The 16,405-nt window shown below is 41.3% G+C and carries 14 protein-coding genes; 2 read left to right on the top strand and 12 right to left on the bottom strand.

All coding sequences use genetic code 11. The features are described from left to right. Positions 1–3: 3 nt before the first annotated feature. From ACN6NB_RS16625 to ctpB, 3 genes are all read right to left on the bottom strand, one after another. Positions 4–1,191 carry a PDZ domain-containing protein gene (locus ACN6NB_RS16625; protein WP_024426241.1) on the bottom strand — a complete coding sequence of 396 codons (1,188 nt, stop codon included), beginning with the start codon at positions 1,189–1,191 and terminating at the stop codon, positions 4–6. A gap of 68 nt (positions 1,192–1,259) precedes the next feature. Continuing rightward, a complete protein-coding gene (locus tag ACN6NB_RS16630) occupies positions 1,260–1,613 on the bottom strand; it encodes a swarming motility protein SwrAA (RefSeq protein ID WP_003212923.1) in 354 nt (117 codons plus the stop codon). A 344-nt stretch (positions 1,614–1,957) separates the two neighbouring features. Then, on the bottom strand, positions 1,958–3,406 hold the full coding sequence (ctpB, locus tag ACN6NB_RS16635) for a carboxy-terminal processing protease CtpB (protein WP_039181746.1): 1,449 nt from the start codon (positions 3,404–3,406) through the stop codon (positions 1,958–1,960). 153 nt (positions 3,407–3,559) lie between these two features. On the opposite strand from ctpB, the gene ACN6NB_RS16640 reads away from it, so the two are divergent. Further along, a complete protein-coding gene (locus ACN6NB_RS16640; protein ID WP_024423598.1) occupies positions 3,560–4,300 on the top strand; it encodes a sulfite exporter TauE/SafE family protein in 741 nt (246 codons plus the stop codon). Positions 4,301–4,349: 49 nt separating this feature from the next. On the opposite strand, the gene ACN6NB_RS16645 is transcribed toward ACN6NB_RS16640, so the two are convergent. The 5 genes from ACN6NB_RS16645 to ACN6NB_RS16665 form a co-directional block, all read right to left on the bottom strand. Next, the gene (locus tag ACN6NB_RS16645) at positions 4,350–5,612 is read right to left on the bottom strand and encodes a murein hydrolase activator EnvC family protein (protein ID WP_039181752.1); all 1,263 of its coding nucleotides are present in this window, start codon (positions 5,610–5,612) and stop codon (positions 4,350–4,352) included. Positions 5,613–5,722: 110 nt separating this feature from the next. Further along, a complete protein-coding gene (gene ftsX, locus ACN6NB_RS16650; RefSeq protein WP_039181755.1) occupies positions 5,723–6,613 on the bottom strand; it encodes a permease-like cell division protein FtsX in 891 nt (296 codons plus the stop codon). Then, a complete protein-coding gene (ftsE, locus tag ACN6NB_RS16655; RefSeq protein ID WP_024423601.1) occupies positions 6,606–7,292 on the bottom strand; it encodes a cell division ATP-binding protein FtsE in 687 nt (228 codons plus the stop codon). The genes ftsX and ftsE overlap by 8 nt, the downstream gene beginning before the upstream one ends. A gap of 383 nt (positions 7,293–7,675) precedes the next feature. Next, positions 7,676–8,005: a cytochrome c551 gene (cccB, locus tag ACN6NB_RS16660; protein ID WP_039181758.1), complete on the bottom strand. Its 330-nt coding sequence runs from the start codon at positions 8,003–8,005 to the stop codon at positions 7,676–7,678. Positions 8,006–8,053: 48 nt separating this feature from the next. Further along, on the bottom strand, positions 8,054–8,902 hold the full coding sequence (locus tag ACN6NB_RS16665) for a YitT family protein (RefSeq protein WP_024426245.1): 849 nt from the start codon (positions 8,900–8,902) through the stop codon (positions 8,054–8,056). A gap of 189 nt (positions 8,903–9,091) precedes the next feature. Here ACN6NB_RS16665 and ACN6NB_RS16670 point away from each other — a divergent pair, with 189 nt between their 5' ends. Next, a complete protein-coding gene (locus ACN6NB_RS16670; protein WP_039181762.1) occupies positions 9,092–9,826 on the top strand; it encodes an alpha/beta fold hydrolase in 735 nt (244 codons plus the stop codon). A 16-nt stretch (positions 9,827–9,842) separates the two neighbouring features. Here the strand turns inward: ACN6NB_RS16670 and ACN6NB_RS16675 are convergent, their stop codons facing one another. The 4 genes from ACN6NB_RS16675 to hpf form a co-directional block, all read right to left on the bottom strand. Next, positions 9,843–11,636, bottom strand: a complete 1,794-nt coding sequence (locus tag ACN6NB_RS16675; RefSeq protein ID WP_144516281.1) for a M3 family oligoendopeptidase — start codon at positions 11,634–11,636, stop codon at positions 9,843–9,845. 124 nt (positions 11,637–11,760) lie between these two features. Further along, positions 11,761–12,862, bottom strand: a protein-coding gene (gene prfB, locus ACN6NB_RS16680) for a peptide chain release factor 2 (RefSeq protein ID WP_098677688.1) whose coding sequence is annotated in 2 segments (ribosomal slippage) — positions 11,761–12,789 and positions 12,791–12,862 — 1,101 coding nt in all. Because the reading frame shifts where the segments join, the coding sequence is not laid out codon by codon here. Between the two features lie 67 nt (positions 12,863–12,929). Further along, entirely contained in the window at positions 12,930–15,455 is a 2,526-nt protein-coding gene (secA, locus tag ACN6NB_RS16685) for a preprotein translocase subunit SecA (protein ID WP_034281086.1), read from the bottom strand. A gap of 198 nt (positions 15,456–15,653) precedes the next feature. Further along, positions 15,654–16,217 (bottom strand): ribosome hibernation-promoting factor, HPF/YfiA family, encoded by a 564-nt coding sequence (gene hpf / locus ACN6NB_RS16690; RefSeq protein WP_024423608.1) that lies wholly within the window; start codon positions 16,215–16,217, stop codon positions 15,654–15,656. Positions 16,218–16,405 lie beyond the last annotated feature (188 nt).

Below are 16,405 nucleotides of genomic sequence, written 5' to 3' on the forward strand. Positions count from 1 at the left end.
TTTTTAAGATGAAATTGCCGTTGGTTCTTGCTGTGGATCATCCTTTACAAACAGGATGCCAAGCTGATGATGCTCCCCTTCATAAGAAGCCCGTTTCTCAAATCTTGTCTGACCATTTAAGCCAATGATCTCGAGCTTTGTTAGAGCACGATTGGTTTGAAGGGCTTCATAAAATTCCGAAACGGTTTTTACCTCAATTCCATTCACTTTTGTAATGACCTCTCCGATCTCAAGCTTTAAATCAGCCGCTGGTGTATTTGGAATAATTCCTAGCACCATCAGCCCTTGATTACGCTTAGAGAAGTAGAACGGGGCAGCATTGTCATTGACCCTCTGCTTCCATGAGAGAAAGGCTCTTCCTATCACCGCAATCAATACAGCTCCCCAAGCAATCGGTTCAAACCAAATACTTGCAGCACCTAATAAGGCGACAGCGAGTCCGAGCATGAGAATACGCCGCGCTGTAATTTGAATACTAACAATTGGCAGTGAGCCTTGAATTCTCTGACCGAATCCGATGATATAAGGAATCAAAATAAATGAAAAGCTTTGATCATGCACTTGAAGCACCGGCCACCATGGCAGAGAAGAAGTGAATTCACCTGCTGGCATCAGCAAAACAAGCGGTAAAAGCCACAGACGGTTTGCCCGCTGCTGACCAATTAAAAGTCCTCTCGCACTCATCACCATAGCAGGCGATGTACGTAAATGCGCCGTTCGATAGGCTAGGATCCCCTCGGTCATTAATAAAAGTCCTAGCAGAATGACAACGGCTGATGCATTCATCATTGAGAGCTGCGGCAGCCAAGAATGACTCACTTGGAAATGCATCAGTCCAAGTGCCGCAATAAAACTGAAACCGAGTGTGTATGCAGACGAAAGCGCACTCGCCTTAAAGAATAAAGAGAAAACGATGGTCATCGCTGCAATCAGCACGATGAATCCAGGGGGGAGGGCAATCCCTAAGCCTACTGAAATGACGGATAGGCATATCCCTAGAATCCATCCCTTTGAATATGTAAATTTAAGTTCATCGTATACATCTTCTATTCTTGTTTGAAACGCTTTTCTCTCCCGCTTTACGCGGATGTAGCCATGCAATAGGCTGATTAATATCATGAAATAAAAAAGAGGATGGATTAAAAACAGACCGACCGCTTTTAATCCGGCTCCCATCCACTCCGAGCTCATTATCGTTCACCGCCCAAGTCAAGCATTTTCTCTTATTCTATCAAATAAATCGATGCTTGACATCAGGTTTATTTCTCCTGATTCATCCAAAGTGTGACATTCGACAGTGAAAAATCTTTTAAGTAGTGATTGACATCTACATCTAGTATGCCGCCGAGCAGCTGCATCGACCTCTTGATGTCGGTTAAGTTTATACCAAGTCTCTTATGATTATCCATTAAATAATTGAAGTATATCTCAGCACAGTCTTCATCGATTTCGTCGACTGATTCTACCGTTGTGTAATTGACCAAGTACCTGCTTAACAGCATGAGCAGACTTAATGCCTTTGTAGCGGAAAACGTCACATCTTTCGAACGACTCTTAAGTTCCTCTACCAACTCGTAATATTTTTTCTCTCTCACAATACTTGCCCTTTTCAATTGTGTACCCCCATTTACTAGTTCTTTTAAGAAAAGCGCAAACCTCGGTACAGCTTAATGCTCAAGCTGAATATCCGCAAAAAATAAAATATTTAAAATGAGTGCTACTTTTTATTGTAAGAATTATTTATGTAACATACAACTTTCAAAAGTTTCATTTTCATGACATGTTTAAATCAACAGAAAGTCTCTTATATACATATGTTATCGGGTAAAATCGAAGGAATGTTATGTTTTTTGTAAAATAAATGAATATATTTCTCGATATAATTTATTTTTAATCATAAATTATTACATGTTCATGACACTTATGAACCAAAAAAAAGAGGCTATTATTCGCCTCTTTATTTTTTAAGATATAGTGCTTTTAGTGCAGTCTGTAATTGAAGGTCATTTTTTTCGTATGATTTCACTTCATCCACCATTTTGTTCATCATTTCCGCTGTTTTCAAATCAATGACACCTGATTTATCGAGATTGTATGTGCTTTGGAAGGCAAGTACGGCCTTTTTCGTTTCTTCATCAAAGTATCCATCTACTCTGCCAGGGTCAAATGACAATCCCTTTAACAGTGTCTGGGCTTGTCTCACTTCTTCATTGTTCATATCAAGCTGAAGCGGTTCTTTTAGCTGAAGCGGACCTGCGGTAAAGTAATCCGGCTGATGAATTGCAATTGTCGGTACGACGCCTTTTTTGTGAATCCAATTGCCTTTTGGCGTGAGCCATTTATACAGCGTTAATTTAATATTACTTCCATCTCCCATCGGAACCGCCTGCTGCACAGTTCCTTTTCCAAAGGAGACATCACCGACGACTTCATACTTGCCAGCTTCTTTCATGGCTCCAGCAAGTATTTCCGAAGCGGAAGCACTGCCTTTATCAATTAAGACATTGACTGGGTAAGGTTTTTGTTCTTTCAGTTTTGAAAAATATCGTTTCCGGTCGCCATTCCGTTCTGCGATTTGAATATAGGGCTGATCTTTCGTAATAAAATGCTTCAAAATATCTTCCACACTTTGCAGATAGCCGCCAGGGTTTCCTCTCACATCCAGTACAAGGCCTTCTATGCCCTTTTTCTCGAGCTGTTTCAGGCTTGACGTGAAATCCTTCGCCGTATCTTCAGAGAAGCTGGAGATCGCAATATAGCCTGTTTTATGCCCATTGACCTCTTTTACAGAGGAAGTCACTGTTTCAAGCGGGATTTCCTCTCGTTTGATATGGAACGTTAGCTCTTTTTCAATCCCATTTCGTTTGATTGTTAAGGCGACAGAAGTTCCTTTTTTCCCTCTTATTTTCAGCACAGCATCGTTTAAGCTTTTTTCTTTCATCGGTTCACCGTCAATGCTGATGACTTCATCTTTCGGCTTTAGACCCGCTTTTGCCGCAGGGGATTTTTTAAAGGCGGAGACGATAATGATTTTTCCTTCATCCATCCCCACTTCTGCCCCAATCCCCTCAAAGGAAGAATCAAGCGAATCAGAAAATTGCTTTGCGGTTTGCTTGTCCATGTATACTGAATATGGATCGTTTAACGTCGAAAGCATTCCTTGGATCGCGCCTTCAAGTAGCTTTTGCCGATCCACTTCCTCTACATATTCATTCGAAATAAGGTCATAGGCTTTCTCGATCTTTTCCATCCCATTCTCTTTCGCCTTATCACTTGATTGAGCTTGTCCAGCCATTGCAGCAGCTGCTTGCGGTGACTCCGCATGAGTTCCTTCTTTATGCGTCATCACACCTGCACTTATTAAGAGAACGACACTTGCCATAATAGATGCGATTTGTTTTTTCATATTTGGCCTCCTTCTTCAACTCTTCCTGATGACCTGAGTTATTATATGCCAGAAGAAGGGATTTCATGTAAAGACATTCTCCCGTGAAGGCTTGACGAATCATTTTATTAGGTGTAATTTTTATTTTGTTATGATTGAGAAGGAGTCTTCGCTATGTATATTATCTTGACGATGCTTTTATTAGGAATTTTATTAGGTTTTGTAGGAGCAGGCGGGGCGGGATTTGTCATCGCATTGCTTACATTAATTTTTGATATCCCTATCCATACAGCACTCGGGACGTCATTAGCCGCTATGGCATTTACGACACTATCAGGTGCATATAGCCACTACAGGGAAGGGAACATTCAGTTGAAATCTGGTTTGATTGTCGGGGCTCTGGCTTGTATTGCTTCTTTTGCCGGGGCTAAGGTCGCTCCTTTTATTCCAGAAGAGAGTCTGCACTATTTAACAGCAGGGATGCTTTTTTTATCCGCTGTTTTTATGATGATCAAACTATTTGTTCTTAATGAAGAGGCTGAGCAGCAGCCGCTTTCTTCACGCCAGCTGATGACAAGAGGCATTATTTTAGGCCTTGTGTCTGGAATGCTGTCAGGCATGTTTGGTATCGGGTCTGCACCGTTTATTCAAGTAGGACTTTTGATTTTACTGAAGCTGTCGATTCGGCAAGCTGTTGGCACGACGATGCTTGTCATTATTCCGATTTCCATCGGCGGTGGAATTGGATATATTTCAGAGGGCTATGTTGATTTTATCTTGCTGATCCAAATATTAATTGGAACCGTCTTAGGCGCATTTATAGGCGCGAAATTCACACGCCTTGCACCGAAGCTCTTATTGAAATCAGCTGTTCTGTTAACACCTATTATTGCCGGGTTACTGCTGTTATTTTAATTCTATCTATACAAAAAAAGCCGATAACGTCATGTTATCGGCTTTTTGATTAGCGGATATATTGCGCTGGATTGACTGCATTTGATTTCGCGCCATTCCATAATCCTTTATGAATTTCAAAATGAAGATGCTGACCATGCGATTGGCCGGTATTTCCCATATAGCCAAGGAATTGTCCTTGTTCAACTCTCTGTCCTGTTGACACACTTCTTGTAGACAGGTGGGCGTATACAGTTTGATATGTCTGTCCATTGATATTGTGCGTAATGAACACAACATTTCCGTAGCTCGATGAGTAGCTTGAGTTTGTGACGGTTCCAGATGCTGCTGCATAGACAGGAACTGTGCCTTTTGCTGCAATATCTAATCCGAAGTGGTTTCCGCCAGAACGTCCGCCAAAGCCAGATGAGAAACGCCCTGCAGCTGGTTTAATAAAGCCTGAGCTGCTTGCTGGTGTATCAGATACTTGATCTGATCCGCCGCTACGAGGTGCAGGTGCATTTTTTTCAGCTGCTTGTTTTGCTTTCGCCGCTTCTTCCTTTTGACGGTGTGCTTCCTCAGACTTCACAGCCGCTTTTTGGTTCGCGAGAATTTCTTGTTCATTCTCAAGCTTACCTAGTTCATCATGTGCATGATTTTTTTTATCTGTCACATCACCTAAAATGTGTTCTTTTTCTTTGTGCTTCTTAGATAAATCTTTTTTCAGTGCTTCTAACTCTTTCAGAGATGTTTCAAGTCCACTTAGCTGATTATTTAGCTCTGCTTCTTTTTGCTCCACCAGCTTTAAATCATTTTCATGTTCTGTAATCATGTCTTTGTCTGCTTCGACAATCGTTGTGACAGCCCCAACACGACCGACAAAATCACTAAAGCTGCGAGCACCTAGCAGCACATCTAAATAGTTGATCGTACCGCCGCTTTTTTGCATAGAACGAATTCGGTCTTTGAAAATGGCTTTTCTTTTTTCAATTCGCTCATTGATGACTTGAATGTCTTTTTTCAGCTGTTTGATCTCTTGCTTCGTTTTTTTAACTTCTTTCTCTTTTTCAGCGACTTTTTCAGTTGCAGTACTTACCTTTTGGTCAATTTGTTCAATTTCTTTCTTGAGCTTTGATTCTTTCTTTTCAAGCTTTGCCAGCTCTGACTTCTTCTTCTTCAAGTTTGATTCAGTCTTCGATGTTTTCTCTTCGATTTGTTGACGTTTTTGATCTAGGTCTTCGTATGCGAATGCACGATTCTCGTTCCCTGGAATGTATAGCCACGTTGTTCCAATAAACGCTGCCATTCCAGCCATCATCAGCTTTCTTTTCAAAACGATATTCCCCTCCCATGACAACTGTCGACATGAAGAGCCGACCGGATGAATCGGATCAACCGGTCACATCTTCTATAGAATCCTCGAATGCTGCCATCAAAATATATTTATACTTTTAAGAATTTACGGATAGACGTTAAGCTTCCCCATACCCCAATGATTGCACCGATCACTAGCAGGATCAGTGATACTTGATAGACAAATGGGTTGTATGGAAGCATTGAAATAAATGAGCCCTGTACTCTCGGTGCGACCCAGCCCACTGCATATTGATACGTGCCAAGCAATAGAGCAATAGGTATAATGGAGCCAAATACACCAAGCAATAATCCTTCAATGAAGAATGGCCAGCGGATAAACCAGTTCGTTGCACCTACCAGCTTCATAATCTCAATTTCTTTACGTCTAGCAAAGATCGTAATTTTGATCGTATTGGAGATTAAGAACATAGCTGTAAATAACAGCCCAATAATGAGCACAATGCCGACATTACGCGCTACTCCGACTACATTAAAGAGTCGGCTGACCTCTTCTTTCCCATAGGTTACTTTATATGTACCCTTTAGGTTTTCTAATTTCTTCGCTACTTTTGGTGTATCGTGAGGATCTGTTGTTTTCACAATGAACGCATCGTTTAATGGATTTTCTTGATCAACAAGTCCCATGGATTGTCCATTTTCTCCGAAGCTTTTAATCAAAGCTTTCAGTTCGTCATCCTTAGATGAGTACTTCACATTACTGATTTCAGGAATCTTTTCAATTTCTGCTTTTAATTCATCCTGCTGCTTTTGATTCGCCGTTAATTCGATTAATACTTTTACTTCTACTTCTTTTTCAGCGTTCGATGCCATGTTATTCAAGTTGAGCATAATCACAAGGAAAACCCCAACTAAAATCAATGTGACAGTAACCGCACTAATTGATGCAAAAGTCATCCACGTGTTTCTTCCTAGTGAACGGAAGCTCTCACGTAAATGCCGCGAGAGAGTTTTAATCATAAATTCCGTACTCCCCTCTTGCTTCGTCACGCACAATCATTCCATCTTCGATTGCGATGACGCGTTTCTTCATGGTGTTTACAATTTCTTTGTTGTGTGTCGCCATAACCACTGTTGTTCCGCGGTTATTAATCTCTTCGAGCGTCTTCATGATTTCCCAGGAAGTGTCTGGATCAAGGTTTCCTGTCGGCTCATCTGCAATGACGACCTCAGGGCTATTGACGATCGACCGAGCGATAGATACCCGCTGCTGTTCACCGCCGGACAGCTGGTCAGGAAATTGGCGCGCTCTGTGCTTTAGCTGGACTAGATCGAGAACGTCAAGCACTTTTTTCTTAATGATATGAGGCTGTTCACCAATCACTTCAAGAGCAAATGCAACGTTCTCAAACACTGTAAGAGTTGGAAGCAGCTTGAAATCTTGGAATACTACGCCAATTTCTCTTCTTACGTAAGGAATTTCTTTTTCCTTCATTGAACCTAAATCTTTGTTATTAATTAAGATTTGCCCTTTGGTTGGCTTCTCTTCACGATACATCATTTTGATGAAAGTGGATTTACCAGCACCACTGGGACCAACAACATACACAAACTCTCCTGGATGGATAGAGACATTGATTCCATTGATCGCCTTTACGCCATTAGGATAGATCTTGTAGACTTCCTTCATTTGAATCATGTAATCACCTAATCTTTTCTTATTCGCTGACTAACAGCTTATCATGATGTTTTGACACTTCTCGTCAAAAAACGTTATGTATGGTTACGCACATACCCTTCGATACTTACTAGCAATTTATGTCCTTTTCATCCAAAAAGATGAAAAAATTGAATCGTCTCATTTTCAACAACTCCAATTATACGTCATGAATCGACGCAATGGTATTACATTTATATTTCAAAACTTATAAATAAAAGGTAAATAGAACAATCAAAACCGAAAAACATGCCTTTATACCCTTATTTTTTAAATAAAAATTTAATATAATGCGTTTTCATACTATCCAAAAGTCTTTTTCTACATATAAAAAACAAAAAAACCTTGTCGATTAGACAAAGGTTTTATTTTTTCTCTGCAAGCCATTTTGCTACTTCTTTTGCTTGCTTCTCATCTACCATTCCGCTTGGCATAGAGCCTTTACCGTTTTGCGCAATATCTGCGATTTGGCTTTCATTATATTTCTTCCCTACTTCTTTCAGGCTTGGTCCGCCTCCGCCAGATAGGTCTTTCCCATGACAGCCAATACAGTTTTGCTGATAGATCTCCTCACCACTGCTCACAGATGAAGCACTTTTGCTGCCTTCTTTTTCGCTGCTGCTTGAATTTCCTCCACAAGCCGCCAGAACAAGAAGCATTGATGCAAATAGCATCGTTAATCCGCTTTTTTTCATCTATTTCCCTCCCTTACAATCATTTGGTCAACGCTATTATATCCTTGTTTATGCCCTTTTAAAACCCTCACCAAGCACCTCTTTTGCATCCATTACAATGACAAATGCTGATGCATCGATTGCTTTCACCACTTGTTTCAACTTTGTGAATTGTGACTGCCCAACGACACACATCAAAATTGGGCGGTCATGATCGGTATATCCTCCGACTGCTGAGATCTTCGTCACACCGCGGTCAATTTGATCAAAAACCGCCTGTCTGACCTCATCTTCATGCCCTGTAATGATCATCGCCATTTTCGAATGACTGAAGCCAGCCTGTACCACATCAATCGTTTTACTCGAAATAAACACACCAATAACCGCGTACAGCCCCTCTTCGATTCCAAAGACTGTCATTGCAGCCAGAACAATCAAACCATCCATCATCGCTAAGCATGTGCCTAGCGTGAGTCCGGTGTACTTATTGATGATTTTGGCAGCGAGTGCCGTTCCACCTGTTGATCCATTCCCAAGGAACACGAGCCCTATACCGATTCCAATGACCACACCGCCAAAAATAGCTGCCAGCAGCGCTTCATGTGTGACAGGTGCAATATGTCTTGTGACAAACACCATGAAAGGTAAAAAAATCGAGCCGACGAGTGTTTTCACTCCAAATGTACCGCCTAATAAATAAAAGCCAGCAATAAACAACGGAATATTGAGCCCCCATTGCACATACGCTGCTTCAAAGCCGAATGACTGCATAATGGTACTAATTCCGCTCACACCGCCTGCTGCAATCTGATTCGGCAATAATAACGTATTAAATCCAATCGCCACAATGGCAGATCCGATTAAAATGAACAAATAATTTTTCACTTCGATCCAAAATTGTGAATGTCCCTGCTTCATGTCTTTCTTCCTCCGTTACTTCTGAATGCACACCTATTTTAAGCCCTCTTAAAACGATTGTAAATAACAGCCAAATGCAGTGCTAATGGATTAATACTTTATCACACAGACGGATCAGCGTACTTGCCGGTTGGCATAGGAGTAAATGATGGTATATTTAATATGTACATGAGAAAGAAGGGGCATGCGATGAAGAAAATACTGAAGATAACAGGTATGACATTACTTGCACTGATCATCTTAGCTTTTGGTGCTTTCTATATATGGAGCCGCTTTACATACGGACCATCAGAAGCATTAAAAAAACAGGTGAACATGGAGCAAGTGGAACATAAAAACGATGTTTATACTTTTAAAGCATCAAAAAGTGATACTGGCATCATTCTCTATCCTGGGGCAAAGGTGGAACCACTTGCGTATGCCTATATTGGGGATACGCTGATGAAAAAAGGCTACTCTGTCTTTATCCCTGACATGCCATTTTCCTTTGCGATCTTCAATTCAAACAAAGCGCAGGACATCATCAAAGATCATCAAACGATCAAACACTGGTATATTGGCGGACATTCACTTGGCGGAGCAGCTGCCGCTATGTTTGCAGAAAAAAATCAGAGCAAGCTAGATGGACTCTTTTTCCTAGCATCTTATCCAGCATCAGATGACCTGAAACAATCGTCACTAAAAGTCCTCTCTATTTCAGGTGAAAAGGATGGGCTGGCAACACAAGAGAAAATCAAGAAATCGAAAGCAAATCTGCCGTCTCAAACCGTTTATCATGAAATAAAAGGCGGGAATCATGCGCAATTTGGCATGTATGGCAAACAAAAAGGGGATCAGCCGGCGGACATTCCAGCCCTGTCGCAGCAAAATGATCTCATTCAGACAATGCTGGATTGGCTGAAGCCAGCAAAAAAGCTCCCATAACGGGAGCTTTTCATTTTTATTTTTTCGTCACTTCTAAAAATTCTTCAGCATCTGCTACAGCCAAACGAATGGCTTCTTCCCAAAATGCTTTTTGGGTAAGGTCAACGCCTAGATGCTTTTTAGCTAAATCTTCCACTGTCATTGAAGCAGTATCTTTTAATAATGCAATGTATTTCTCTTCAAACGATGTACCAGCCTGCAATGCTTTTGCATAAATTCCTAACGAGAACATGTATCCAAAGGTGTATGGGAAATTATAAAATGGAACATTCGTGATATGGAAATGCAGCTTAGACGCCCAGAAATGAGGATGGTATTCATCTAATGAGTCACCAAACGCTTCCTTCTGCGCTTCGACCATCAATTCATTCAATCGGTCAGCCGGCACTTCTCCTTGTTTACGCTCTTCATAAAATCGCTGTTCAAATAAGAAACGAGATTGAATGTTCATGAAGAATGCTACACTGCGCTGCAGCTTATCCTCTAACAAGCTGAGACGCTCCTCTTCATATGCCGCTTCTTTTAATGAAGCATCAGCTACAATCATTTCTGCGAAGGTAGACGCTGTTTCAGCTACATTCATTGCGTATTTGCGATTCAGAATGCGAACATCCTGCATCACGTCCTGATGGAATGAATGACCAAGCTCATGCGCTAGTGTCGCCACATTGGATGGACTTCCTGAGAAGGTCATAAAAATGCGTGATTCTCCGCTGTCAGGGAAATTTGTACAAAAGCCGCCTACCCGCTTGTTTGGACGGTCCTCAGCTTCTACCCAGCGTTCGTTAAAGGCTTTTTCTGTAAAAGCAGCGAGCTCTTCTCCAAATCCAGCGAAGTGTTTCACAATAAAAGCAGCTGCTTCTTGATAAGGATAGATTTTGGTCTCACTGCCGATAGGAGCCCCAACATCAAACCAGCTCAGCTTATCCACTCCAAGCATCTCAGCTTTTCGATGTAAATAATCAATGAATGGCTGCTTATGTTCATCAATCACAGACCACATTGTATCAAGGGTTTCTTGTTTCATACGACAAATTTCAAGCGGCTCTTTTAAAATGTGATCCCAGCCTCTTGCTTCATACACTTGCAAACGAAAACCAGCAAGGTGGTTGAGCGTACTTGCAAATAAATGTTCATCCTGCGTCCATGCATGCTCTAGGTTGTGGTAAACGGCTTTTCTGATTTCACGATCTGAATCATCCATAGCATTTTCCGCTTGGCCTACAGAGATCATCTGCGTTTCACCATGCTGTTCAAACGGAATGGTAATTTTATTCACTAAGCTGGAATAAAGCTCATCCCACGCATGGTACCCATCTACAGCCAGCTTTTGGATCAGTGTTTCTTGTTCAACAGGTAATTGATCCTTCACACGGTCTCTTCGCTCATTTAATATGTAGCGGACATCTGAAAAGACTGCTGAATTCATCAGTTCTTCCCACTTGTTTGCAGGAATAGCAGCAAGCGCTTGATCAAACAGTGCAAGGATGGTTCCTAAATCCGCTTCTAGCTTGGCAATCGTACCTCGAAGGCTGCCTGCTTTCATATCCTTCGTATTTTGAGCTTGGAGGCAGGATACAAATGAACCTGCTTGAGACAATTTTTTATATGTAGTTTCATACGTGTCAAGGACAGACGTTAATTTGCTTTCAATGTGTGTATCTTCTTTTGAAAAGGCATCCACCTTTTGTCGTAATTCATCTAATAGCTGCTGAATGGTTTGCAGGTATGTCTTAAATTCTGGTGAAGAACTGCCTCCTTTAAAAAAGGCATCTAAATCCCACGTTTCTTGCAATGGTGTTAATCCCAAAATATTTCCCCCTTTATTTGCTAATTTCATCATACAAAGGATATAGAATCAGTATGTCGTAAGTATTCCTTTATATTCATTATATTTTCTCACAATTAAAAAAACCCGGCAAGAAGCCGAGTTTTTATGATAATTTCGAACGTAGGTATGCATCGATAAATGAATCTAAATCTCCATCCATCACCGCTTGAACATTTCCCATCTCCGTATTGGTTCGATGGTCTTTCACAAGAGAATAAGGGTGGAATACATAAGAGCGAATCTGGCTGCCCCAGCCAATTTCTTTCTGCTCTCCTCTGATTTCATCCAATTCTGCCTGCTGTTCTTCGATCCGTTTTTGATAAAGTTTCGATTTCAACATTTTCATCGCACGTTCTCTGTTTTTGATTTGTGATCTTTCTGTTTGGCACGTCACGACGACATTGGTTGGAATGTGTGTAATACGAACAGCAGAGTCCGTCGTATTAACGTGCTGTCCGCCTGCACCGCTTGCACGATACGTATCTACCTTGATATCCTCTGTGCGAATATCAATATCAATTTCTTCATTGAATTCCGGCATAACATCACATGAAACGAAGGATGTATGTCTACGGCCAGATGAATCAAAAGGAGAAATACGGACCAAACGATGGACACCTTTTTCTGCTTTTAAATAACCGTACGCATTATGCCCTTTGATCAGCAATGTCACCGACTTAATTCCTGCCTCATCACCTGGAAGGTAATCAAGCGTTTCGACCTTAAAGCCTCTGCGCTCTGCCCAGCGAGTGTACATTCTCAGAAGCATAGAACCCCAGTCCTGTGATTCGGTACCGCCTGCACCTGGGTGAAGCTCCAGAATGGCATTGTTTTTATCATAAGGTTCGCTTAAGAGAAGCTGCAGCTCAAATTCGTTAAATTGCTTCGTTAAGTTCTTCAGCTCTTTTTCAAGCTCTGCATGAAGCTCTTCGTCATAATCTTCCTTTAATAAGTCATGCGTCATTTGCAGCTCTTCATGCGATTCACTGAGCTCATGATAGGAATTCACAGAATCCTTCAGTGCATTGGCTTCATTGATAACGCCTTGAGCCTTTTGCTGATCATTCCAAAAATCAGCCTCTGACATCGTCGCTTCAAGCTCTGCGATTTTGGCTTCTTTTGTTTCTAAGTCAAAGAGACCCCCTAAAATCAGCTAGTCTGCTAGCCATATTTTCAAGCTCTTGTCTAATTTCTACTAATTCCATATCCTTCACCTCATAGATGTATGGGGGCTGACATGAATAGAAAGAGGTTTTCACCTCTTTCCATTACTTATTCTGTCTTCCCATGACAATTTTTATATTTCTTGCCGCTTCCGCAGTGACATGGAGAGTTTCGTCCAATGTCTACGACTTTACGTACCGGCTTTTTCTTCACTGTCTTCTCCTCATCGCCCTCTTGTGGCTGATGAGCCGTTGTTTGACCTTGAACCACTTCTTCACGTTCTAGGTTGTTTTGGATTTCTGATTTCAAGACATACTTGGCCACATCATCTTCAATTGAAGCAACCATATGCTCAAACATCGCAAATCCTTCCATTTGGTATTCACGTAGCGGATTCGTTTGTGCATACGCACGTAAATGAATACCCTGACGCAGCTGATCCATTGCATCGATATGGTCCATCCACTTCGAATCCACCGCACGAAGAACGATGACTTTTTCAAATTCACGCATTTGTTCTTCGCCAAATGTTTCTTCTTTTGCATCGTATTTTTCTTTAATACGATCCATGATGAAAGTTGTGATTTCATCTGCTTCTTTACCGAAGATATCTTTGACCGTGATGGCACCTTCGTCTAAATAGTTCGTGTTGATTAATTCAACAAGACCATCTAGTTTCCATTCTTCAGGCAGCTCTTCTTTTGGCGTATAAGATCCCACAGCACGCTCAATTGAAGATTGGATCATATTGATGACAATTGATTTTAAGTTGTCGGAATCGATGACTTCAAAACGCTGTTTGTAGATCACTTCACGCTGTTGACGAAGCACATCGTCATATTGCAGAAGCTGCTTACGGGAATCAAAGTTGTTCCCCTCTACACGTTTTTGAGATGATTCAACGGCTTTAGACACCATTTTACTTTGGATTGGTGTAGAGTCATCCATGCCAAAGCGGTCAAGCATCGCCATCGTTCGCTCTGCACCAAATCGGCGCATCAATTCATCTTCCATGGATAGATAGAATTGGGTAATCCCTGGGTCTCCTTGACGTCCAGAACGTCCGCGAAGCTGGTTATCAATACGACGGGATTCATGACGCTCTGTCCCGATAACAGCCAGACCTCCAAGTTCTTTTACACCTTCTCCAAGCTTGATGTCAGTACCACGTCCTGCCATGTTTGTCGCAATGGTCACAGCACCTTTTTGACCAGCCTCTTCAATAATTTGTGCTTCACGCTCATGGTTTTTCGCGTTTAACACTTGATGAGGAATGCCTTTATTTTTAAGCAGCTTAGAAATAAGCTCAGATGTCTCAACTGCTACTGTTCCGACAAGAACTGGCTGTCCTGTCATATAGCGCTGCGCAACATCTTCAGCCACTGCTTTAAATTTACCATCCATTGTGCGGTAAATTAAATCAGGTCTGTCATCACGAACTACTGGTTGATTGGTCGGGATTGACACAACCTGCATGTTGTAAATGTTACGGAATTCTTCTTCTTCCGTTTTTGCTGTACCAGTCATACCAGATAACTTTTCATACATACGGAAGTAGTTCTGGAACGTAATTGTTGCTAGTGTCATGCTTTCGTTCTGCACTTCAAGACCTTCTTTTGCTTCGATGGCTTGATGCAGACCTTCACTATAACGGCGTCCTTTCATTAAACGTCCTGTGAAGGAGTCTACGATGACTACTTGGCCTTCTTCTACCACATAATCCACGTCTTTTTGCATCGCAACATGTGCTTTCAGTGCCTGAGCGATGTGATGGTTCAGCGCGACATGTTTAACATCAAACAGGTTCTCGATGCCAAATGCTTTTTCCGCCTTCGTCATTCCGCTTTCAGTCAGCTGCACACTTTTTGTTTTAATATCATACGTGAAATCATCTTCGATTTTTAATGTGCGGACAAATGCATTGGCTTGTACGTAAAGCTTTGTTGATTTCGCAGCTTGTCCAGAAATAATAAGAGGTGTTCTCGCTTCATCAATTAAAATGGAGTCAACCTCATCGATCACAGCATAATGAAGTGGTCTCTGAACCATCTGCTCTTTATAAAGCACCATGTTATCTCGTAAATAGTCAAAGCCGAGTTCATTGTTTGTTGAATACGTGATATCAGCGGCGTACGCTTCTCTTTTTTCATCTTTGTCTAAGCTGTTTAAGTTTAAGCCGACCGTTAAACCAAGGAATTCAAAAATTTTGCCCATTTCCTGCGCATCACGGCTTGCCAAATATTCGTTGACTGTCACGATGTGGACGCCTTTTCCAGAAAGAGCATTTAAGTAAACAGGCATTGTGGATGTCAATGTTTTCCCTTCACCTGTTTTCATTTCAGCGATGTTGCCTTCGTGAAGTGCGATCCCCCCCATAAGCTGCACCTTAAATGGGAACATTCCTGTTACGCGGCGGGAAGCCTCGCGAACCGTAGCAAATGCTTCAACCAACAGGTCATCCACGGATTGTCCTTTTTCAAGTTTTTCTTTAAATTCAATCGTTTTATTTCGTAAAGCCTCGTCAGATAATTTTTCAAAATCTTGAGCGAGAGCTTCGATTTCATTTGCCTTTTTTTCATATCGGCTGATCGTACGTTTCGTAGGATCAAACACTTTGTTTAAGATTCCAAGCATATAATAACGCTCCTCTATTTCATGCAATTTTTCGGCATGTCCAAAAGTTTGACAGGTCCATATTTACCTGCATTTATCATACCATACCTTCTTTCATTTCCAAAGAATTTGCCATAATTTCGCACAAAAAACCCGCCCCTTATGAAAGGAACGGGTTTACTTTATTTAGGTTGTTTTTGAATCAGCATCTACTGATATTTAAGCGTTTGGCTCAATGAGTCCATATTTACCGTCATTTCGGCGATAAACCACATTGGTCAAATTTGTCTCAGCATTTGTGAAAACGAAGAAACTATGACCTAACATGTTCATTTGGAGAATGGCCTCTTCGCTATCCATCGGCTTTAAGTTGAAACGTTTTTGTCTGACGATTTCTGTTTCATCAATCTCTTCGTCATCTTGAACTGCTACTTCAGCCGTACCATTTCCTCCAGCAAATAAGTGCTTTTTGGCACCTTGCTCGCGGAATTTACGGTTTACTTTTGTTTTGTGCTTTCTAATTTGACGTTCTAATTTACTGGCTGCTAGGTCTACTGCATTGTACATATCCTCATTATGCACCTCAGCTCGAAGTGCTAGATCAGTCATTGGAATGGTAACCTCAACTTTAGATTCTTGATCGTTGTAAAACTTCAAGTTCACGTTGACTGAAGCATCAACATCTGTCTCAAAATAACGCTCCAGCTTTCCAATTTTTTTCTCGACATGATCTCTTAGTGCAGGTGTTACGTCGATGTTTTCTCCTCTGACATTGTAATTCATGTAAAGAACGCCTCCTTTAAAATTAAGGATATGTAAACCTATTTCTACTTTTCCCTCCTTTTCTCCTGCTCAAACGTAAAAAAAATGTGAATATTTATTGAAATTTGTCGAATTTTGCGGTGCTTCAACTGTTTCTTGATAGGTGATGAATATATATTCGGCTGATTCTTGAAAAAGACCAGCGCACA

The sequence above is a fragment of the Bacillus sp. 11B20 genome, from assembly GCF_056098985.1.

Excerpts from the sequence above, each read along its gene's own strand:
- ACN6NB_RS16625 (WP_024426241.1), bottom strand. The coding sequence starts at position 1,191 with ATGAGCTCGGAGTGGATGGGAGCCGGATTAAAAGCGGTCGGTCTGTTT.
- ctpB (WP_039181746.1), bottom strand. The coding sequence starts at position 3,406 with ATGAAAAAACAAATCGCATCTATTATGGCAAGTGTCGTTCTCTTAATA.
- ACN6NB_RS16640 (WP_024423598.1), top strand. The coding sequence starts at position 3,560 with ATGTATATTATCTTGACGATGCTTTTATTAGGAATTTTATTAGGTTTT.
- ftsX (WP_039181755.1), bottom strand. The coding sequence starts at position 6,613 with ATGATTAAAACTCTCTCGCGGCATTTACGTGAGAGCTTCCGTTCACTA.
- ftsE (WP_024423601.1), bottom strand. The coding sequence starts at position 7,292 with ATGATTCAAATGAAGGAAGTCTACAAGATCTATCCTAATGGCGTAAAG.
- cccB (WP_039181758.1), bottom strand. The coding sequence starts at position 8,005 with ATGAAAAAAAGCGGATTAACGATGCTATTTGCATCAATGCTTCTTGTT.
- ACN6NB_RS16665 (WP_024426245.1), bottom strand. The coding sequence starts at position 8,902 with ATGAAGCAGGGACATTCACAATTTTGGATCGAAGTGAAAAATTATTTG.
- ACN6NB_RS16670 (WP_039181762.1), top strand. The coding sequence starts at position 9,092 with ATGAAGAAAATACTGAAGATAACAGGTATGACATTACTTGCACTGATC.
- secA (WP_034281086.1), bottom strand. The coding sequence starts at position 15,455 with ATGCTTGGAATCTTAAACAAAGTGTTTGATCCTACGAAACGTACGATC.
- hpf (WP_024423608.1), bottom strand. The coding sequence starts at position 16,217 with ATGAATTACAATGTCAGAGGAGAAAACATCGACGTAACACCTGCACTA.